Origin of the sequence: Cribrihabitans marinus (genome assembly GCF_900109035.1) — a bacterium.
GTDB lineage: Bacteria > Pseudomonadota > Alphaproteobacteria > Rhodobacterales > Rhodobacteraceae > Cribrihabitans > Cribrihabitans marinus.
In genome coordinates this window covers 240,719-259,415 of sequence record NZ_FNYD01000006.1, presented here as the reverse complement: position 1 = coordinate 259,415, position 18,697 = coordinate 240,719, and the positions used below count along the sequence as shown (strand labels likewise).

Genomic DNA, 18,697 nt, shown 5'->3' with positions numbered 1-18,697 from the left:
GGCCGTGCAGGCCCCCCTTTCCGGAAGAAGGAACGCGCCTTCCCCTCGCGCGGTCATCGGCTCCTCAGCCTGTACCGCGCGTGGAGCTTGAGGGAATCGGGTTAAGATCCGGTTTCCTCTCGCCCGAAATACCTCGGGGGAGTCGCGCACCGCGCGACGGGGGCAGCGCCCCCGGATCGCAACGGTGACCACAAGAACCACCTGTGGAGGTTTCAATGGCACTCGACCGCTGGATTGCATTGGTCATACTGATGATCTGCCTAGCCTACGGCTATGCCGCGTTCTTCACCATGGATGCCGGTCTGCCGCCCTTCATGCAGCGCAACCCGATCTGGCCCAGCACGTTTCCCAAGATCCTTTCGGTGATGGCGGCGCTGGTGGCGCTTGCGGTCCTGCTGGGACTCGAGAAGGGCGCGGCCGATCCCAAGCCGATGGACATCAACTATCGCCGGCTGACCGATTACAAGATCGGCCAGGCGCTGGCGCTGCTGGGGTTGATGGTGGCCTATGCGCTGCTGCTGCGTCCTGCGGGCTTCCTGATCGCGACGGTCGGCTTCCTGGCGATCGGCGCGATTATCCTGGGCGAGCGCAAGCTCCATATCCTGATCCCCGTCGCGCTGATCGCGGCCGGCGTCGTCTGGCACCTGGTCCAGCAGGTTCTGGGCATCTACCTGCGGCCCTGGCCGTTCTTCCTCGGAACCGGAGGCTGACATGCTCGAAGGCATCATGATCGGGCTGGGAACGGCCTTTTCGCTCACGAATATCCTGATGGTGATCGGCGGCTGCCTGATCGGCACCTTCATCGGCATGCTGCCCGGCCTGGGGCCGATGTCGATCATCGCCATCATGATCCCGGTGGCGATCTCCATCGGCGATCCCTCGGCGGCGCTGATCCTGCTGGCCGGGGTCTACTACGGCGCGATCTTCGGCGGCTCGACCTCGTCGATCCTGATCAACGCGCCGGGCGTCGCTTCGACCGTGGCCACCAGTTTCGACGGCTATCCCCTGGCCCGCCAGGGCAAGGCGGGCAAGGCGCTGACGGTTGCCGCGATCTCGTCCTTCTGCGGCGGCACCGTGGGGGCGATCCTGCTGATGATCTTCGCCCCGGCGCTGGCCTCGGTGGCGTTGCTGTTCCATTCGGCCGAGTATTTCGCGCTCATGGTCGTGGGTCTGAGCGCCATCGCGGCGTTTGCCGGGTCGGGACAGGTGGGCAAGGCGCTGCTGATGACCCTTCTGGGCCTGATCATGGCCACGGTGGGCGAAGGCGCGCTGTTCAACCTGCCGCGTTTCACCATGGGCATCATGGACCTGCAATCGGGCTTCGGCTTCATCACCCTGGCCATGGCCATGTTCGCGCTGCCCGAGGCGATGTACCTGGTGCTGGATCCCGGCCGGTCCAAGACCGAGGGCAGCGGCGAAATCAAGGACCTGCGCATCACCCGCGACGAGGCGCGGGCCATCGCGCCGGTGATCGGCCGGCAGTCGGTCCAGGGCTTCCTGATCGGCGTGCTGCCCGGCGCCGGGGCGACGATCGCCAGCTTCCTGGGCTATGCGGTCGAGCGCAACATCGCGCCCAAGGAGGAACAGGAGCAGTTCGGCAAGGGCTCGGTCAAGGGCCTGGCCGCGCCGGAGAGTGCCAACAACGCCGCCTGCACCGGCTCTTTCGTGCCGCTCCTGACGCTGGGCATCCCCGGCTCGGGCACCACGGCGATCCTGCTGGGGGCGCTGATCGCGCTCAACGTGTCGCCGGGGCCGCGGCTGATGCTGGATCAGCCCGAGATCTTCTGGGCGGTGATCATCTCGATGTATGTGGGCAACGTGATCCTGCTGATCCTGAACCTGCCGCTGATCCCCTATATCGCCAAGGTGCTGGCGGTGCCGCGCAACTACCTGATCCCGTTCATCTTGTTCTTCACTCTGATGGGGGCCTATATCGGCCAGAACAACGCCACCGAGCTGCTGATCCTGGTGGGCCTGGGCATCTGTGCCACGATCCTGCGCTTTGCCGACTATCCTCTGGCGCCGCTGCTGATCGGGTTCATCCTGGGCCGGATGCTCGAGGACAATTTCGCCCGCTCGATGCAGCTTTATGACGGGGTCGGCTTCATCCTGGAGCGGCCGATGACCATGGGCCTGCTGGGCTTGGCGGTGATCCTGGTGGCGCTGCCCAGCTATCGCGCGCGCCGGGCGCGGCTGCGGGCCAAGGGCGTCGCCGATGCCGACTGACAGTACGCGCCCGCTGGCCGGTGTGCGCGTGCTCGACCTGACCAACGTGCTGGCCGGCCCCTTTGCCTGTCACCAACTGGCCCATCTGGGCGCCGATGTGGTGAAGGTCGAGGCGGCCGGCCGGGGCGACCTGGCCCGCAACCTCGGGGCGGATGCCGAGTTGAACTCGGCCGGCATGGGCATCAGCTTTCTGGCGCAGAACGCGGGCAAGAGATCCATCACGGTGAACCTCAAGTCCGAGGCCGGGCGCGACATCCTGCGCCGGCTGGTGCGCGGCGCCGACGTGCTGGTCGAGAATTTCCGGCCCGGTGTCATGGCGCGGCTCGGGGTCGCTTACGAGATGCTCAAGCCCGAGAACCCGCGGCTGATCTACTGCGCGATCTCGGGCTTCGGGCAGGACGGGCCCTGGGCGCAACGCCCGGCCTATGACCAGATCGTGCAGGGCACGTCGGGTGTCATGTCGATCACCGGCGATGCCGACAGCGCACCGCTGCGCGTGGGCTATCCGGTTGCGGACACGATCGGCGGGCTGACCGCGGCGATGGCGATCTCGGCGGCGCTCAATGCCGAACCGCGCGGGGCGTTCATCGACGTGGCGATGCTGGATTCGGTTCTGGCGACGATGGGCTGGGTGGTCTCCAACTATCTGATCGGCGGGGTCACCCCGGAGCCCAATGGCAACGAGAACATGACCTCGGCCCCCTCGGGCGCGTTCCAGGCCGCCGACGGGCTGCTCAACATCGCGGCCAACAAGGACGAGCAGTGGCAGGCGCTGGCCCGGCACCTGTGCCGGGCGGATCTGCTGGAGCATCCCGACTACGCCACCCGCGAGGACCGCAAACGCAACCGCGCCGCGCTCAGGGCCGAACTGGAGCGCGACCTGCGCACCCGGCCGGCCCGCGACTGGGCGCGCGAGTTCAACGAGATCGGCGTGCCCGCCGGGGCCGTGCTGGACCTGCCCGAAACGCTGGCGCACCCGCAGGTGACGGGCCGCGACCTGATCGCGCATTTCGACGCGGTGCCGGGCGTCGGGCGTGGCATCGATCTGTTTCGGATGGCGGCCCGGTTCGACGGGCAGACACCCGCGGTCGACAGCCCGCCGCCGCGGCTGGGCCAACACAGCGACGAGATCCTGCGCGACCTGGGCTATGACGCCGACCAGATCGACCGGTTCCGCCGCGAGGGGGCGATATGAGCGACGTATCGGACTGGTGGCGCACCGCAATCATCGACATGGAGCCCGGACGCATCACGTTCCGGGGCCGGCCGGTGCAGGAGCTGATCGGCAACGTCTCCTTCGTCGAGATGATCTGGCTCATGGTCCGCCCCGACCCGCCGGCGGCCGGCCAGGCGGCGCTGCTGGAGGCGGCGCTGGTGGCGGCGGTGGATCATGGCCCGCAGGCGCCCTCCATCGCCGCGGCGCGGATGGCGGCGACCTGCGGCATCGGGCTCAACAACGCGATGGCCACCGGTCTCAACATGCTGGGCGACGTGCATGGCGGCGCCGGGCAACAGGCGGTGGAGCTTTATCACCGGGCCGACACCGCCGAGACGCCTCTGGGCGAGGTTCTGGAGGACTGGATCGCCGAGCACGGCCCGATCCTGCCCGGCTTCGGCCACCGCTTTCACATGCCCGCCGACCCGCGCGCTCCGCGCCTGCTGGATCTGGTGGACCGGGCCGCCGCGCAGGGCGTCTGCGACGGGCGGTTTGCGCGGATCGGACGGGACATCGAGGCCGAGATCGCCCGGCGCAAGGCCCGGCCGGTGCCGATGAACATCGACGGCGCAACCGCGGTGATCTTTGCCGAGCTGGGTTTCGCGCCGCCGCTGGCGCGCGGGCTGTTCTGCCTGTCGCGCTCGGTCGGCATCCTGGCCCATGCCTGGGAGCAGACCCAGCAGGGCGGCCGCAACAAGGGGCCGACCCCGCCCGGCTATCGCTGGACCTATGACGGGCCTCCCGAGGGGTGAGCCGGGCTCATTCCGCCGCCTGCCGATTGCGCGGCACCACCTCGTATCCCGGCGCTTCGGGCTCGTCATCGGCCATCTCCGGCGGGAATCCCGGCGCGCGGATCGCGATCCCCGTGGCCTCTTCAAGCCGCCGCACGATGTTGGGCGAAAGCTCGCGCGCGCCATAGCGCGCGATGCCGTCGTCGATGATCCGCATCATCAGCGGGTTGATCTCGAGCGGCACGCCGGCGCGGTCGGCAACCTGCTGGAACAGGCCGATATCCTTCTTGACCAGGTCCATCGTGAACGAGATGTCGCGAGAGCCGTTCAGGATCACCTGGCTTTCGGTCTCATGCACGAAGGAGGTGCCCGACGAGATGCGGATCGCCTCATAGGCGGTGTTCAGGTCCATCCCCGCCGCACCGGCGGTCGCCAGCGCCTCGCAACAGCTCAGCAGGTTGGCGGTGGCGAGATAGTTGGTCACGACCTTGAGCACCGAGGCCGAGCCCAGCGGGCCGGTATGCAGGATCCGCCGGCCCATTTTGGTCAGCAGCGGCAGGATCCGGTCGAACGTGGCGCGCTCGCAGCCCGCGAAGATCGAGATGTTGCCGGTCGCGGCTCGGTGGCAGCCGCCCGAGACCGGGCAATCCACGGCCGCCCCGCCCCGCTCGATCACCAGCGCGCCCAGGCGCTGCACCTCGGCCGCGTCGGTGGTGGACATCTCCAGCCAGGTCTTGCCGGGCCGCATCTCGGGCAGCATCTGACGCATCACCGCGTCGCTGGCGGCCGGAGACGGCAGGCAGGTGATCACCACCTTACACGCGCGCATCAGCTGCGCGGGATCGTCAGCGCCGGTTGCGCCCTGCGCGACGAACCCCGCAACCCGCTCCGCGTCCAGGTCGCACACGCCCAGCTCGACCCCGTTGCGCAGGAGCGAGCCCGCCAGCTTGCCGCCCACATTGCCCAACCCGATGAATCCGACTCTCATCCCCGCCGCCTTTCGCCCTGTTTCATGTCATCCGGCCAAGGGACCACCGCCGCGCGCGGGCGTCATGCCGCCAAACGACCTCGGGCGGTCGCTTTTCCCTCACGGGCCGGCATCCGGCGCCCTTGCGCTTGACAACCGGGCGGGCGGTGCCGCATGTGCGATGGAGTTGGTGTCCGCCCCCGGGCGGATGAAAAGGGAATGCGCCAGCGGTCCGGTCCGGGCCGTCAAGCGCAGCCGCCCCCGCGACCGTGACCGGAGAGGGTGCCCAAGCCACTGGCCGTCAGGCTGGGAAGGCGGGACATCCGCCGGGGCAGACGCCCCGACATCTGTAAGCCGGGAGACCTGCCAGCGCCCGAAGTGCAACCGGACGGGGTGTTCCGGTGACGGGCCCATGTCCTTGCCGCGTGGCCCGCTCATGACCCCGTCCCCCGAACCCGAGAGGGGGATGAGACGTGACCCAGAGCGCACCGGTCGAATTGCTGGTCTGCACCACCTGCCGCCGCGGCCTGCCGGTCGAGGATGACGCCGCGCGTCCCGGCGCCCTGCTGCATGCGGCGCTGGCCGAGGCGGCGCTGCCCGAGGGCGTGCACCTGCGCCCGGTCGAATGCCTGTCGAACTGCGACAACGGCTGTTCCATCGTCCTGCGCGGCGGCCCGTCGCGCTGGACCTATGTCTATGCCAACCTGAACGAGGCCCACGATGTCGACACCATCGTCGAGGGCACGACCCGCTATCACGCGACCGCCGACGGGCTGGTGCCCTGGCGCGAGCGCCCCGTGCATTTCCGCAAGAACTGCGTCGCCCGCATCCCCCCGATAGGAGCCTGACATGAGCACCCTGGAAAAACTCCCCGTCACCGTCGTCACCGGATTCCTGGGATCCGGCAAGACCACGCTGATCCGCCACCTGATGCAGAACCCGCAGGGCAAGCGGCTGGCCGTGGTGGTCAACGAGTTCGGCGATGTGGGCGTTGATGGCGAGATCCTCAAGGGCTGCGCCATTCCCGACTGCCCGGCCGAGAACATCATGGAACTGGCCAATGGCTGCATCTGCTGCACCGTGGCCGACGATTTCATCCCCACCATCGAGGCGCTGATGGCGCTCGACCCGCGCCCCGACCACATCCTGATCGAGACCAGCGGGCTGGCCCTGCCGAAGCCGCTGCTCAAGGCGTTCGACTGGCCGGATATCCGCTCGAAGATCACCGTCGACGGCGTTATCGCCCTGGCCGATGCCGAGGCTGTGGCGGCGGGCCGGTTCGCGCCGGATGTGGCGGCGGTGGATGCCCAGCGGCTGGCGGATGACTCCATCGACCACGAAACCCCGCTGTCGGAGGTGTTCGAGGACCAGATCTCTTGCGCCGACATCATCCTGCTGACCAAGCCCGACCTCGCCGGTCCCGAGGGCGTGGCCCGCGCGCGCGAGATCATCGCCGCCGAGGCCCCGCGCCCGTTGCCGGTGGTCGAAGTTGCCGAAGGCGCTGTGGACGTGCGCGTGATCCTGGGCCTGGAGGCGGCCGCCGAGGACGACATGGACGCGCGCCCCAGCCACCATGACGCGCCGCACGATCACGACCATGACGATTTCGAAAGCGTGGTGATCGACCTGCCGGAACAGGCGGATCCTGCCGACCTGGCGGCCCGGATCGAACGGCTGGCCAAGGAGCGGAACATCCTGCGCGTCAAGGGGTACGCCGCCGTCTCCGGCAAGCCGATGCGCCTGCTGGTGCAGGCGGTGGGTGCGCGGGTGCGGCACCAGTATGACCGCCCGTGGAAACCGGACGAGGCGCGGCAGGGTCGGCTGGTGGTGATCGCCGAGCATGACGACATCGACGCCGCCGCGATCCGTGATATTCTCACCTCCGTTCCGCAGGCCGCCGAGTAGACACGCCCGATGCACGTCGTCTTCCGCGAAAGCCACGGGCTCGAAGAAACCGAGACCCCGACCGACCTGGGCCAGAGCCCGGCGGATCTGGTGGTGCTGTCCTTTTCCGACAGCGATCTCGGGGCCTTTGCGGCGGGCTGGCATCGCGGCGGTGGCCCGGATGGGCGGATGCCGACGCTGCGGCTGGCCAACCTGGCGGCGCTGAAGCATCCGCTGTCGGTCGACACCTATGTCGAGCAAACGCTGGCAGGCGCCAAGGGCATCCTGATCCGGCTGATCGGCGGCGTGCCCTACTGGTCCTACGGGTTGCAACAGGTGCAGACGCTGGCGCAGGAGCGCGGGACCGCGGTGGCGGTTCTGCCCGCCGACGGGCGGGCCGATGCGCGGCTCGACAATCTCTCGACCCTGCCGGTCTCGACCCTGCGGCGGCTGCAGCATCTCTGCGACACCGGCGGGGCGGTGGCCGCGCAGGCGGCGCTGGCGCAGTTGGCGCTGGCGGCGGGGCTTTATGCCGGGCCGGTGCCGGGGGCGAAATCGCTGCCGCAGGTCGGCGCCTGGACACCGGAACATGGCGTGACCTGCCCGCTGGCGCTCTTTCCCGGCAGCGACCGGCCGCGCATCCTGCTGACCTTCTACCGCGCCTACCTGACCGCGTCGGACACGGTGCCTGTCGAGGCCCTCTTCGCCGCCTTCCGCGCCCGTGGTTTCGACGTGGCCGCGCTCTATGCGCCCTCGCTCAAGGCGCCCGGCGCGGCGGGCTGGCTGGCGCGGCAGGTGCGCGCGCTCAATCCCGCCGCCATCGTCAACGCCACCGCCTTTTCCGGCAAGGGCGACGGCGGCACCTCGCCGCTGGACGCCGCCGGTGTGCCAGTGTTCCAGGTCACGCTCGCCACATCCGACCGCAGATCCTGGGTCGAGGCCGAGCGCGGGCTGTCACCCGCTGACCTGGCGATGCACGTGGTTCTGCCCGAGGTCGACGGCCGGATCAGCGCCGGGGTCGCCTCGTTCAAGGAGCCGGGCGCCCGCGATGCGCATCTGCAATTCGCCCGCACGGTGCATACGCCCGACCCCGAACGGATCGAGGCCGTCGTCTCGCGCGTCGCGGGCTGGGTGCGGCTGGCCAGCAAACCGGCCGCCGAACAGGTGCCGGTACTGGTGCTGTCCACCTATCCCGGCAAGGATTGGCAGATGGCCCATGCGGTGGGGCTGGACGCGCTGGCCTCGGCCGAGGCAATGCTGGAGGATCTGCGGGAACAGGGCTTCGATGCCGCCCCCGGCGCGCCTGTTGCCGAAGATCTGCAAGAGACGCGCATCACCTGGCCCGTCGCCGACTATCGCAAGGCGCTGGCGACCCTGCCCGCCCCGCTGCAGGAGAACTTGCAAGACGTCTGGGGCGCCCCCGAAGCCGATCCTGCGGTTTCGCAAGGCAAATTCCACTTCACCGCCCTGCGCCGCGGCAAGACCCTGATCGCCCTGCAGCCCGAACGCGGCCAGCCCGAGAGCCGTGACGACGACTATCACGACCTCGCCCGAACGCCGCGCCACGGCTATGTGGCCTTCTACCTCTGGCTGCAGCACGCGATGCAGGCCGACGCGCTCATTCACATCGGCGCGCATGGCACGCTGGAATGGCTGCCGGGCAAGTCGGTGGCGCTTTCCGGCACCTGCTGGCCCGAGGCATTGATCGGCGACACGCCGGTGATCTATCCCTTCATCGTCAACGACCCCGGCGAGGCGGCGCAGGCCAAGCGGCGCATCGGCGCGGTCACGCTGGGCCACATCCCCCCGCCCCTGCGCGACAGCGGCACGCCCGAGCGCATGGGCCGGCTGGAATCGCTCCTCGACGAGTTCTCGAACGCCGACGGGCTGGACCCCAGGCGCCGCGACCGGCTGCAGGCCGATATCCGCACCGAGGCGCAGGCGCTGGGCGTCGAGGAGGATCTGGGCCTCGACCGCGCCACCTGCACCGCCGAGGCGATCACCCGCATCGACCGCTTCGTCTGCGACATCAAGGAAAGCCAGTTCGGCGACGGCCTGCATGTCTATGGCCGCGCGCCGCAGGTCGCGGGCAATTTCGACACCGCGCCCTCGGCCCATGCGGAACGCGCCGCGCTTCTGGATGCGCTGGCCGGCCGGCGCATCGCCGCCGGTCCCTCCGGCTCGCCCTATCGCGGGCGCACGGATGTGCTGCCCTCCGGGCGCAACCTCTACACCACCGATCCGCGCGCGGTGCCCACCCGTTCCGCATATGCGCAGGGCGTGAAATCCGCCGAGGAGCTGGTGCGGCGCCATTTGCAGGAGGAGGGCGATTATCCAAGGGGGCTGATCGTCGATCTCTGGGGCTCGGCCACCATGCGCACGGCGGGCGAGGAATTCGCCATGGCGCTGCATCTGCTGGGCGTGAAACCGGTCTGGGATGCGGGATCCGAGCGGGTTTCGGGGATCGAGGTGTTGCCGATCACCGATCTGGACCGGCCGCGGCTGGACGTGACCCTGCGGGTCTCGGGCCTGTTCCGCGACGTGTTTCCGACACTCTCGGCGCTGTTCGCACAAGCGGTGCGCGCATTGGCCGCGCGGGACGAGGCGCCGGACTGGAACCCCTATGCGGGCCATACGCCCACAGCGCGGGTCTATGGCCCGGCCCCGGGCAGCTATGGGCTGGGCATGGGCCACCTGCCCGAGACCTACACCGATGCGGCGCGGGCGCAGGCCGGGCAGGCCTGGCTCGACGCCAGCGCCTTTGCGCTGGACGGCGAGCATATCGTCCATGACAAGCGGGGGATCCGCGACCGCGTGGCCGCAGCCGACAGCTTCGTGCATCTGCAGGACCTGTCCGAGACCGACCTGCTGCTGGCCGCCGACTACGCCACGCACGAGGCTGGTTTCGCCGCCGCCAAGGCGCAGACCGGCGGCAGCGCGCAACTCTACCATCTCGACACCACCGACCCCGCGCGCCCCCGCGCCCGCACCCTGCCCGAGGAAATCGCCCGGGTGGTGCGCGCCCGCGCCGCCCATCCCGGCTGGATCGCCGGCATGCAGCGGCACGGCTTCCGCGGCGCCGCCGAGATAGCCGCAACGCTCGATCACATGGCGTCCTTTGCGCATCTGGCCGATGCCGTCGCGCCGCATCTCTTCGACCTCTACCACGATGCCACGCTGGGCGATCCGCAGATCGACTTCTTCCTGCAGGAGGCCAATCCGCAGGCGCACCGGGCCATGCAGGACCGGTTCCGCGCGCTGCTCGAGGCCGGGCTGTGGCAGACCCGCCGCAACTCGATCCGCGCCGAACTGGAGACCGGTCGATGAGCGCCCCGCTGGTCAAGGGCTGGTGCCCCGGCGCGCACCGTCCGATGATGTCGGGCGACGGGCTGGTGGTGCGCGTGCGGCCCCGGCTGGCGCGGCTGACCTCGGCGCAGGTGCTGGGGCTGTGCGCGGCGGCGCAGCGTTACGGCAACGGCACGATCGACCTGACCAACCGGGCCAACCTGCAACTGCGCGGCGTGGCCGAAGAGGCCCACGGCGCCCTGCTGGACGATCTGTCCGGGCTGGATCTGGTCGATGCCGAACCGGGGCTGGAAACCCGGCGCAACATCCTGGTCTCGCCCTTCTGGCAACCGGGCGACGTGACCGAGCGGCTGGCGACAGCGTTGTTGAACAGGCTTGCGGAACTGCCTGACCTCCCAGCAAAATTCGGCTTTGCGATCGACACCGGCACAACCCGTTTCCTGTCCGGTGATCCCGCCGATATCCGCCTCGAAACCGGCGAAACCGGACTGATCCTGCGGGCCGATTGTGCCGGGACCGGAACCCCGGTCACCGAGGCAACGGCCATCGACCGGCTGATCGACCTGGCCCGCTGGTTCGCCGCGCAGCACAGCCCCGAGACCCGCCGCATGGCGCGGCTGCTTCGTACCATCCCGCTGCCCGAGCATTTCACCGGTGACGCCCCGGGCCCGGCGACCGGCCGACCCGCGCCGGGCGAGACCCCGCCTGGCCCCTGCTACGGTGCGCCGTTCGGGCAACTGCCCGCGCGGGCTCTGGCCCGCTTGACGGAAGCCAGCGGCGCCCGCGCCCTGCGTGTCACGCCTTGGCGGCTGTTTCTGCTGGAAGGCGGACGCGCCGCCCCGTCCGACATATTCGTCAACACGGGGAACACCCCGCTGCTGACAACCGACGCCTGCGCGGGGGCGCCGCTCTGCCCGCAGGCGCAGGTCGAGACCCGCGAAATCGCCCGCCGCCTTGCACCGCATGTCGCGGGCAGCCTGCATGTATCGGGCTGCGCCAAGGGCTGCGCCCGGCAGACGCCCGCCGATGTGACCCTGGTGGGCCGGAACGGCAAATTCGATCTTGTCAAAGCCGGCCGCGCGGGGGATGAGCCCTGCAGAACCGGCCTCGATCCCGAGACACTCAGCCCCACGGATCTCACTGATGCCCTATGAATACGAAACCGACGGCGCGGCGATCTATCGCCAGTCCTTTGCCACCATCCGGGCCGAGGCCGACCTGGCGCGGTTCGACCTGGACGAGGAGCAGGTCGCGGTGCGGATGATCCATGCCGCCGGAATGGTCGGGCTGGAAGAGCATGTCCATTTCTCGCCCGGTTTCGTGCCCGCCGCCCGTGCGGCGCTGGAGGCCGGCGCGCCGATCCTGTGCGACGCACGCATGGTCAGCGAGGGCGTGACCCGGTTCCGCCTGCCCGCGAACAACGAGGTGATCTGCACCCTGCAGGACGACCGCGTGCGCCCGCTGGCCGAGCGCATGGGCAACACCCGGTCCGCCGCCGCGCTGGAGTTGTGGGGGCCGCATCTGGACGGCGCGCTGGTGGCCATCGGCAACGCACCCACCGCGCTCTTTCACCTGCTGAACATGCTGGAGGATCCCGACTGCCCCCGCCCCGCCGCCATCATCGGCTGCCCGGTGGGTTTCGTCGGCGCGGTGGAAAGCAAGGACGCGCTCTGGTCCGCGCAGCCGGTCCCCTGCTGCATCGTGCAGGGGCGTCTGGGTGGCAGCGCCATCACCGTCGCCGCCATCAACGCGATCGCCAGCCGCGCGGAATGAGCATGGGCACCATATACGGCCTGGGCCTCGGCCCCGGCGATCCGGACCTGATGAGCGTCCGCGCCGACAGGTTGCTGCGCGGGGCGCGCCATGTCGCCTATTTCCGCAAGGCCGGGCGCACCGGTCAGGCGCGCAAGATCGTGAACGGCATGATCCCCGGCGATGCGGTCGAGTTGCCGATGGAATACCCGGTGACCACGGAAATCCCGGTGAGCGATCCGCGCTACAACGTGGCGCTCTCGGCGTTCTACACCGATTGCACGGCGCGGCTGAAGGCGCTGGCCGAACAGGGCCAGGACGTGGTGGTGCTGTGCGAGGGCGACCCGTTTTTCTATGGCTCGTTCATGCATCTCTATGAACGGCTGCGCGGGGACACGCCGTTGCAGATCGTGCCGGCCATCACCGGCATGTCCGGGGCATGGACCGCCACCGGCAACCCGATCACCTGGGGCGACGACGTGCTGACCGTGCTCATGGGCACCCTGCCCGAAGAGGTGCTGGCCAGCCGCATGGCGCAGACCGACGCGCTGGTGGTGATGAAGATCGGGCGCAATTTCGACAAGGTGAAACGCGCGCTGCACGCCGCCGGTCTCCATGATCGCGCCTGGCTGGTGGAATATGCGCAGATGCCCGACCAGAGCGTGACCCGGCTGGCCGAGGCGGGCGACAGGGTGACGCCCTATTTCTCGATCATCCTGGTTCACGGCCGGGGGCGCAGGCCATGAGCGGCTGGGTCCGCATTGCCGGCCTTGGCCCCGGCGACGATGCGCTGGTGACGCCCGAGGTGAGCGCGGCGCTGGCCGAGGCCACCGATGTCGTGGGATACATTCCCTACGTGGCGCGGGTGGCCGAGCGCCCGGGGCTGACACTGCATTCCAGCGACAACCGGGTGGAACTCAACCGTGCCGCGCAGGCGCTGGACCTGGCGGCCGAGGGGCGCCGCGTGGTGGTGGTCTCGTCTGGCGATCCCGGTGTTTTCGCCATGGCCTCGGCGATGTTCGAGGCGGTCGAGAACGGCCCCGCGACCTGGCGCGGTCTGGACATCGCGGTTCTGCCGGGCATTACCGCGATGCTGGCCGCCGCCGCCCGCGCGGGCGCGCCGCTGGGCCATGACTTCTGTGCCATCAACCTCAGCGACAATCTCAAGCCCTGGTCGCTGATCGAAAAGCGGCTGCAACTGGCGATCGCGGGCGATTTTGCCGTCGCGCTCTACAATCCGCGCTCCAAGTCCCGCCCGGAAGGATTTGAAAAGACGCTGGAACTCCTGCGCGATGGATGCGAGCCCGAACGGCTGATCCTGTTCGCGCGCGCCGTTTCGACGCCGGAGGAGGCGCTGCGCATCGTGCCACTGGCCGAGGCCGCGCCCGAGATGGCGGACATGCGCACGGTGGTCATCATCGGATCGTCGCGCACCCGACTTCTGGAAATGAACTCAAAGCCAATGCTTTACACGCCGAGGTTCACCCCGGAATGAGCCAGCCAGTCCAGAATGCGCTCGGGCTCGTGCAGCTCTGTCCGCTCCGGCAACTCCGGGCGGTCGATGATCAGCACCGGCAGGTCCAGCGCGCGCGCCGCGTCGATCTTGGACCGCGCCCCGCTGCCGCCGGAATTCTTGGACACCACAAGGTCGATCCGATGCGCCCGCAGCAACGCGGTGTCCTGCGCCAGATCGAACGGTCCCCGGTCGACGATCACGGTGCAATCGGGCAAGGGCGGCGCATCCGGGTCATCGACCAGCCGCAGCAGATAGTGATGTTGCGGCTGCGCGGCGAAGGCGTCCAGGTGCACCCGCCCCACGGCCAGAAAGACGCGGCGCACCGGTCCGGACAGTGCCGCGACGGCGGCGTCGATATCCGGCACATGGGTCCAGCGGTCGCCCGACCCTTCCGTCCAGGGCGGCCGGGTCAGGGCCACCAGCGGCACCCCGGTCTCTGCACAGGCGGCATGGGCGTTCCGGCTCATCCGCGCGGCAAAGGGATGGGTGGCATCCACCACATGCGTCACCTGCGCGTCCCGCAGATATCGCACCAGGCCGGCCACCCCGCCAAACCCGCCGCTGCGCGTCGGGACCGGCTGCGGGCGCGGCGTCCCGACCCGACCGGCATAGGAATAGGTCGCGCGGATGCCGGTGCCGGCGATGGTCTGCGCCAGTTCGCCGGCTTCGGTTGTTCCGCCCAGAATCAGCAGGTGGGTCATGGCTGAGGCCCCGCTCGGCTCTGCATGGCTGACCATCATCGGTCTGGGCGAGGATGGACCACATGGCCTGCCGCCCGCAAGCCGCGCGGCGCTGGACGCGGCGCAGGTGGTGATGGGGCCGCCCCGGCACCTGGCCCTGTTGCCCGACACGGGGGCGCGGCGCGTGGAATGGCCGGTGCCCTTTGCCGATGGTCTGCCCCTGCTGCGCGGCTTTCGCGGTCAGCCGACGGTGGTGCTGGCCTCGGGCGATCCGTTCTGGTTCGGCGCGGGGTCGGTGATTGCGCGGCACTTGGACCCTGAGGAGTGGACCGCCCTGCCCGGTCCGTCGAGTTTCGCGCTGGCCGCGGCCCGGCTCGGCTGGCCGCTGGAGAGCACCGCGACGCTGGGCCTGCACGCCGCCCCGCTGGCACGGCTGCGCCCGCATCTGGCCGATGGCGCGCGCGCCTTCGTGCTGCTGCGGGATGGTGCGGCAGTGCGCGCGCTGGCGGTCTGGCTGGACGAGGCCGGGTTCGGCGCAACGCGCTGTCACGTGCTGGAGGCGCTGGGCGGACCGCGCGAGAGGGTCCGCGAGGAGACCGCCCGCGCCCTGACTTTCGACGACATCGCGCATCCGGTCTGTGTCGGGCTGGACATGGCCGGCGGCCCCGCGGTGCCGATGGCCACCGGGCGGCCGGATGCCCTGTTCGAGACCGACGGCCAGATCACCAAGCGGCCGGTGCGCGCCCTCACCCTGTCGGCGCTGGCACCGCGGCACGGCGAGCATCTTTGGGACATCGGCGGCGGCAGCGGATCCATCGCCATCGAGTGGCTGCTGAGCGATCCCAGCCTGAGCGCCACCACTTTCGAGCCCCGCGCCGACCGGGCGGCACGGATCCGGCGCAACGCCGATGCGCTGGGCCAGGACCGGCTCGAGGTGGTCGAGGGCGCCGCGCCGCAGGCGCTTGACGAGCGCCCGGCGCCCGATGCGGTCTTTGTCGGCGGCGGGTTGAGCGCGGAACTGCTGGACTGGCTGTCGCGGCATCTGCCGGGGGTGCGCATGGTCGCCAACGCGGTGACGCTGGAGAGCGAGGCACTGCTGATCGACTGGCAGGCCCGGCATGGCGGCGAGTTGCTGCGCATCGAACTGGCGCAGGCCGCGCCGCTGGGGCCGCGCCGGGGCTGGCGGGCGAGCTATCCGGTGGTGCAGTGGAGCGGCGTGCTATGATCGTGGCCGGATTCGGGTTTTCGACGGCGGCAACGGCCGCAAGCCTGCGCGATGCGTTCGACGCGGCCGTCACGGATCAGCGCGTGTCCGCGCTGGCCACCGCCGAGGACAAGACCGGCCACCCGCCCCTTGTGGCGCTGGCGCAGGAGCTTGGCCTGCCCCTGCGCGGGGTCGAGGCCGAGGCTCTGGCGGCCGCCGAGACCCTGACCGACTCCCGCCGCAGCACATCGGAACGCGGCACCGGCAGCGTTGCCGAGGCTGCCGCTCTGGCCGCCGCCGGCCCGGATGCGCGCCTGGCCGCGCCGCGAAAGATCTCGACCGACCGCCTCGCCACCTGCGCGGTCGCCATCGGAGGACAGACATGACCGTTCACTTCATCGGCGCCGGCCCGGGCGCCGCCGACCTGCTGACCCTGCGCGGGCGCGACATCATCGCCGCCTGCCCGGTCTGCCTCTATGCCGGGTCGCTGGTGCCCGAGGAAATCCTGGCGCATTGCCCCGAGGGCGCGCGGATCGTGAACACCGCCTCGATGGATCTGGACGCGATCATCGCCGAGATCGAAACCGCCCATTCCGCCGGCCATGACGTCGCACGGCTGCATTCCGGCGACCTGTCGGTCTGGTCGGCGATGGGCGAACAGATCCGGCGGCTCAAGGCGCGCGGCATCCCGGTCAGCGTCACCCCCGGCGTGCCCTCCTTTGCCGCCGCCGCCGCCGCGCTGGGGACCGAGCTGACCCTGCCCGGCCTGGGGCAGTCGGTGGTGCTGACCCGAACGGCGGGCCGCGCCTCGTCGATGCCGCCGGGCGAGACGCTGGAGAATTTCGCGCGCACCGGCACGACCCTGGCCATCCACTTGTCGATCGGCCATCTGGACCGGGTGATCGCCGAGCTGACCCCGCATTACGGGCCCGACTGCCCGGTGGCGGTGGTCTATCGCGCCAGCTGGCCGGACGAGCGGATCGTGCGCGCCACGCTGGAAACGCTCGGGGGCGCACTGGACGCGGGCATCTCGCGCACCGCGCTGATCCTTGTGGGGCCGGTGCTGGCCGGTGAAGGCTTCGACGAAAGCTGCCTCTATTCAACCGATTACGACCGCCGCTATCGCCCGCAAAGCGCCGACAGCCCGTGGTCGAGCTGGAGCCACGGCGATGACTGAGGTGATGACCAATCCCCCGGGCCTTCTGATCTCGGCGCCCTCCTCCGGCACCGGCAAGACCACGGTGATGCTGGGGCTTCTGCGCGCGCTGGCCGAGGACGGGCTGACCGTGCAGCCGTTTAAGAGCGGGCCGGACTATATCGACCCCGCCTTTCATCTCGCGGCGGCCGGGCGGCCCTCGTTCAACCTGGACAGCTGGGCGATGGGCGACGCGCTGCGCGGCGCCATCGCCGCGCGGGCCCACGGGGCCGACATCGTCGTGGCCGAGGGTTCGATGGGCCTGTTCGACGGGGTGGCCAAGCCCGGCGAGACCGGGCACGGATCCAGCGCCGAGACCGCGCTGGACATGGGCTGGCCGGTGGTTCTGGTGCTGGATGTGGGCGGCCAGGCGCAATCGGCGGCGGCGACCGCGCTGGGGTTCCGGATGTACAATCCCGACCTGCCCTTTGCCGGGGTGATCCTCAACCGCTGCGCCAGCCCGCGCCACGAGCGGCTGACCCGCCTGGGCATGGAGCGCGCCGGGCTGCCGGTGCTGGGCGTCCTGCCCCGGCGCGGCGACCTGACTCTGCCCGAGCGTCACCTGGGGCTGATCCAGGCGGTCGAGCATCCCGACCTGGAAGCGGCGATTGCGGGTTACGCCGCCTTCCTGCGGGAACACGTGGATCTGGACGCGATCCGGGCCGCGGCGCGCGGCGCTCCGGCCCGGCCGGCGGGCCGCCTGCCGCAGCCGCCGGCGCAGCGCATCGCGCTGGCACGCGACGCGGCGTTTTCCTTCACCTATCCGCATATCCTGGAGGGCTGGCGCGCGGCCGGGGCCGAAATCCTGCCGTTCTCGCCGCTGGCCGACGAGGCCCCTGCGGCAGACGCGGATCTTGTCTGGCTGCCCGGCGGATACCCCGAGCTGCACTCCGGTCCGCTGGCCGCGGCGGGCCGGTTCATGGCCGGCCTGCGCCGCCACGCCGCCACCAAACCGGTGCATGGCGAATGCGGCGGCTACATGGCCCTGGGCGCGGCGCTGATCGACAAGGAAGGTGTGCGCCACGAGATGGCGGGCCTTCTGGGGTTGGTCACATCCTATGAGAAACGCAAGTTCCACCTGGGCTATCGCAAGGCACAGCTGCAAGCGCCGATGCCGGGTTTTGCCACGGCGGCCAAGCTGCGCGGGCACGAGTTCCACTACTCGACCATCCTCGATCAGCCGGACGCGCCGCTGGCCGCCGTGGTCGATGCCGAGGGCGCGGCGGTGCCCGAGACCGGATCGCATCGCGGCCACGTGACCGGCACGTTCTTTCACCTGATCGCCGAGGCCGGGGCATGAGCGGTTTCGTCTCCTTCGTCGGTTCGGGTCCGGGCGACCCCGAGCTTCTGACGCTCAAGGCGGTGAACCGGATGAAACAGGCCGACGCGATCCTGTTCGACGACCTCAGTTCCGGCCCGATCCTGACCCATGCCCGCGCGGGCGCGGACCTGGTAGGTGTCGGCAAGCGGGCGGGACGGCCATCGCCGAAACAGGACCATGTGAGCCGGCTGCTGGTGGACTATGCCCAGACCGGCGCGCGGGTGGTGCGGCTGAAATCCGGCGATGGCGGCATGTTCGGACGGCTGGAGGAGGAGCTGATCGCCCTGCGCGCGGCCGGCATCGGCTTCGAGATCGTGCCGGGCGTCCCCTCGGCCTGCGCGGCGGCGGCGGCGGCGGGCATCCCGCTGACCCGTCGCCTGACCGCGCGGCGGGTGCAGTTCGTCACCGGCCATGACATCGCCGGCAAGCTGCCCGAGGATCTCAACCTCGCCGCACTGGCCGATCCGCTGGCCACAACCGTCGTGTTCATGGGCAAGCGGACCTTTCCCCGGATGGTGGCCATGCTGGTGGATCACGGCCTGCCGCGCGCGACGCCGGCGCTTCTGGCCGAGGCGGTCTCGACCCCCGAACAGACGCTGGAGCGCAGCACGCTGGGCCAACTGGCCGACCGGCTGGAGGCAGAGGTTGGCAATGCGCCGGCGCTGATCCTCTACGGCCCCCTGGCCGAGGCATAGGCGC

The 18,697-nt window shown here is 70.2% G+C and carries 17 protein-coding genes, 1 pseudogene and 1 riboswitch; of the genes and pseudogenes, 16 read left to right on the top strand and 2 right to left on the bottom strand.

Features of this window, described 5'->3' with window-relative positions:
* Positions 1-215 precede the first annotated feature (215 nt).
* From BMX57_RS12135 to BMX57_RS12120, 4 genes are read left to right on the top strand one after another with little or no spacing between them, the layout of a single operon-like run.
* A complete protein-coding gene (locus BMX57_RS12135; protein ID WP_092367100.1) occupies positions 216-710 on the top strand; it encodes a tripartite tricarboxylate transporter TctB family protein in 495 nt (164 codons plus the stop codon).
* A 1-nt stretch (position 711) separates the two neighbouring features.
* Positions 712-2,226, top strand: a complete 1,515-nt coding sequence (locus BMX57_RS12130) for a tripartite tricarboxylate transporter permease (protein ID WP_092367098.1) — start codon at positions 712-714, stop codon at positions 2,224-2,226.
* Positions 2,216-3,421, top strand: a complete 1,206-nt coding sequence (locus BMX57_RS12125) for a CaiB/BaiF CoA transferase family protein (protein ID WP_092367096.1) — start codon at positions 2,216-2,218, stop codon at positions 3,419-3,421. The genes BMX57_RS12130 and BMX57_RS12125 overlap by 11 nt, the downstream gene beginning before the upstream one ends.
* Positions 3,418-4,194, top strand: a complete 777-nt coding sequence (locus tag BMX57_RS12120) for a citryl-CoA lyase (protein ID WP_092367093.1) — start codon at positions 3,418-3,420, stop codon at positions 4,192-4,194. Before BMX57_RS12125 ends, BMX57_RS12120 begins: the two co-directional genes overlap by 4 nt.
* Before the next feature lie 7 nt (positions 4,195-4,201).
* Here BMX57_RS12120 and BMX57_RS12115 read toward each other — a convergent pair.
* Positions 4,202-5,170: pseudogene (locus BMX57_RS12115) on the bottom strand (NAD(P)-dependent oxidoreductase); the annotation flags it as partial.
* Between the two features lie 141 nt (positions 5,171-5,311).
* Positions 5,312-5,525: riboswitch (cobalamin riboswitch) on the top strand.
* Positions 5,526-5,613: 88 nt separating this feature from the next.
* Here BMX57_RS12115 and BMX57_RS12110 point away from each other — a divergent pair.
* The 7 genes from BMX57_RS12110 to cobJ are packed head-to-tail and all read left to right on the top strand — an operon-like array spanning position 5,614 to position 13,577.
* A complete protein-coding gene (locus BMX57_RS12110) occupies positions 5,614-5,988 on the top strand; it encodes a DUF1636 family protein (RefSeq protein ID WP_092367088.1) in 375 nt (124 codons plus the stop codon).
* A 1-nt stretch (position 5,989) separates the two neighbouring features.
* The gene (cobW, locus tag BMX57_RS12105; RefSeq protein ID WP_092367085.1) at positions 5,990-7,045 is read left to right on the top strand and encodes a cobalamin biosynthesis protein CobW; all 1,056 of its coding nucleotides are present in this window, start codon (positions 5,990-5,992) and stop codon (positions 7,043-7,045) included.
* A 9-nt stretch (positions 7,046-7,054) separates the two neighbouring features.
* Complete coding sequence (gene cobN / locus BMX57_RS12100; protein ID WP_092367084.1) at positions 7,055-10,351, top strand: cobaltochelatase subunit CobN; 3,297 nt, start codon at positions 7,055-7,057, stop codon at positions 10,349-10,351.
* Positions 10,348-11,484, top strand: a complete 1,137-nt coding sequence (locus BMX57_RS12095) for a cobalamin biosynthesis protein CobG (RefSeq protein ID WP_092367083.1) — start codon at positions 10,348-10,350, stop codon at positions 11,482-11,484. Before cobN ends, BMX57_RS12095 begins: the two co-directional genes overlap by 4 nt.
* A complete protein-coding gene (locus tag BMX57_RS12090) occupies positions 11,474-12,103 on the top strand; it encodes a precorrin-8X methylmutase (protein ID WP_092367082.1) in 630 nt (209 codons plus the stop codon). The genes BMX57_RS12095 and BMX57_RS12090 overlap by 11 nt, the downstream gene beginning before the upstream one ends.
* Positions 12,100-12,828, top strand: coding sequence for a precorrin-2 C(20)-methyltransferase (locus BMX57_RS12085; RefSeq protein ID WP_092367079.1), 729 nt, complete (start codon positions 12,100-12,102; stop codon positions 12,826-12,828). The genes BMX57_RS12090 and BMX57_RS12085 overlap by 4 nt, the downstream gene beginning before the upstream one ends.
* The gene (gene cobJ, locus BMX57_RS12080) at positions 12,825-13,577 is read left to right on the top strand and encodes a precorrin-3B C(17)-methyltransferase (RefSeq protein WP_092367077.1); all 753 of its coding nucleotides are present in this window, start codon (positions 12,825-12,827) and stop codon (positions 13,575-13,577) included. Before BMX57_RS12085 ends, cobJ begins: the two co-directional genes overlap by 4 nt.
* On the opposite strand, the gene BMX57_RS12075 is transcribed toward cobJ, so the two are convergent.
* Positions 13,550-14,299 (bottom strand): cobalt-precorrin-6A reductase, encoded by a 750-nt coding sequence (locus BMX57_RS12075; protein ID WP_092367075.1) that lies wholly within the window; start codon positions 14,297-14,299, stop codon positions 13,550-13,552. The two genes, cobJ and BMX57_RS12075, sit on opposite strands and share 28 nt — an antisense overlap.
* Between BMX57_RS12075 and cbiE the strand changes: the two genes are divergently transcribed.
* From cbiE to cobA, 5 genes are read left to right on the top strand one after another with little or no spacing between them, the layout of a single operon-like run.
* The gene (cbiE, locus tag BMX57_RS12070; protein ID WP_092367073.1) at positions 14,298-15,503 is read left to right on the top strand and encodes a precorrin-6y C5,15-methyltransferase (decarboxylating) subunit CbiE; all 1,206 of its coding nucleotides are present in this window, start codon (positions 14,298-14,300) and stop codon (positions 15,501-15,503) included. The two genes, BMX57_RS12075 and cbiE, sit on opposite strands and share 2 nt — an antisense overlap.
* Positions 15,500-15,868, top strand: a complete 369-nt coding sequence (locus tag BMX57_RS12065) for a cobalamin biosynthesis protein (protein ID WP_092367071.1) — start codon at positions 15,500-15,502, stop codon at positions 15,866-15,868. Before cbiE ends, BMX57_RS12065 begins: the two co-directional genes overlap by 4 nt.
* Positions 15,865-16,659, top strand: coding sequence for a precorrin-4 C(11)-methyltransferase (gene cobM / locus BMX57_RS12060; protein ID WP_092367064.1), 795 nt, complete (start codon positions 15,865-15,867; stop codon positions 16,657-16,659). The genes BMX57_RS12065 and cobM overlap by 4 nt, the downstream gene beginning before the upstream one ends.
* Positions 16,652-17,977 (top strand): cobyrinic acid a,c-diamide synthase CobB, encoded by a 1,326-nt coding sequence (locus BMX57_RS12055; RefSeq protein ID WP_092367062.1) that lies wholly within the window; start codon positions 16,652-16,654, stop codon positions 17,975-17,977. The genes cobM and BMX57_RS12055 overlap by 8 nt, the downstream gene beginning before the upstream one ends.
* On the top strand, positions 17,974-18,693 hold the full coding sequence (gene cobA / locus BMX57_RS12050) for a uroporphyrinogen-III C-methyltransferase (protein ID WP_092367060.1): 720 nt from the start codon (positions 17,974-17,976) through the stop codon (positions 18,691-18,693). The genes BMX57_RS12055 and cobA overlap by 4 nt, the downstream gene beginning before the upstream one ends.
* The last annotated feature ends 4 nt before the right edge of the window (positions 18,694-18,697 follow it).

Bases quoted from the DNA above. Each gene is read 5' to 3' on its own strand.
- BMX57_RS12135 (WP_092367100.1), top strand. From the start codon at position 216: ATGGCACTCGACCGCTGGATTGCATTGGTCATACTGATGATCTGCCTA.
- BMX57_RS12130 (WP_092367098.1), top strand. From the start codon at position 712: ATGCTCGAAGGCATCATGATCGGGCTGGGAACGGCCTTTTCGCTCACG.
- BMX57_RS12125 (WP_092367096.1), top strand. From the start codon at position 2,216: ATGCCGACTGACAGTACGCGCCCGCTGGCCGGTGTGCGCGTGCTCGAC.
- BMX57_RS12120 (WP_092367093.1), top strand. From the start codon at position 3,418: ATGAGCGACGTATCGGACTGGTGGCGCACCGCAATCATCGACATGGAG.
- cobW (WP_092367085.1), top strand. From the start codon at position 5,990: ATGAGCACCCTGGAAAAACTCCCCGTCACCGTCGTCACCGGATTCCTG.
- cobN (WP_092367084.1), top strand. From the start codon at position 7,055: ATGCACGTCGTCTTCCGCGAAAGCCACGGGCTCGAAGAAACCGAGACC.
- BMX57_RS12095 (WP_092367083.1), top strand. From the start codon at position 10,348: ATGAGCGCCCCGCTGGTCAAGGGCTGGTGCCCCGGCGCGCACCGTCCG.
- BMX57_RS12090 (WP_092367082.1), top strand. From the start codon at position 11,474: ATGCCCTATGAATACGAAACCGACGGCGCGGCGATCTATCGCCAGTCC.
- BMX57_RS12085 (WP_092367079.1), top strand. From the start codon at position 12,100: ATGAGCATGGGCACCATATACGGCCTGGGCCTCGGCCCCGGCGATCCG.
- cobJ (WP_092367077.1), top strand. From the start codon at position 12,825: ATGAGCGGCTGGGTCCGCATTGCCGGCCTTGGCCCCGGCGACGATGCG.
- cbiE (WP_092367073.1), top strand. From the start codon at position 14,298: ATGGCTGAGGCCCCGCTCGGCTCTGCATGGCTGACCATCATCGGTCTG.
- BMX57_RS12075 (WP_092367075.1), bottom strand. From the start codon at position 14,299: ATGACCCACCTGCTGATTCTGGGCGGAACAACCGAAGCCGGCGAACTG.
- BMX57_RS12065 (WP_092367071.1), top strand. From the start codon at position 15,500: ATGATCGTGGCCGGATTCGGGTTTTCGACGGCGGCAACGGCCGCAAGC.
- cobM (WP_092367064.1), top strand. From the start codon at position 15,865: ATGACCGTTCACTTCATCGGCGCCGGCCCGGGCGCCGCCGACCTGCTG.
- BMX57_RS12055 (WP_092367062.1), top strand. From the start codon at position 16,652: ATGACTGAGGTGATGACCAATCCCCCGGGCCTTCTGATCTCGGCGCCC.
- cobA (WP_092367060.1), top strand. From the start codon at position 17,974: ATGAGCGGTTTCGTCTCCTTCGTCGGTTCGGGTCCGGGCGACCCCGAG.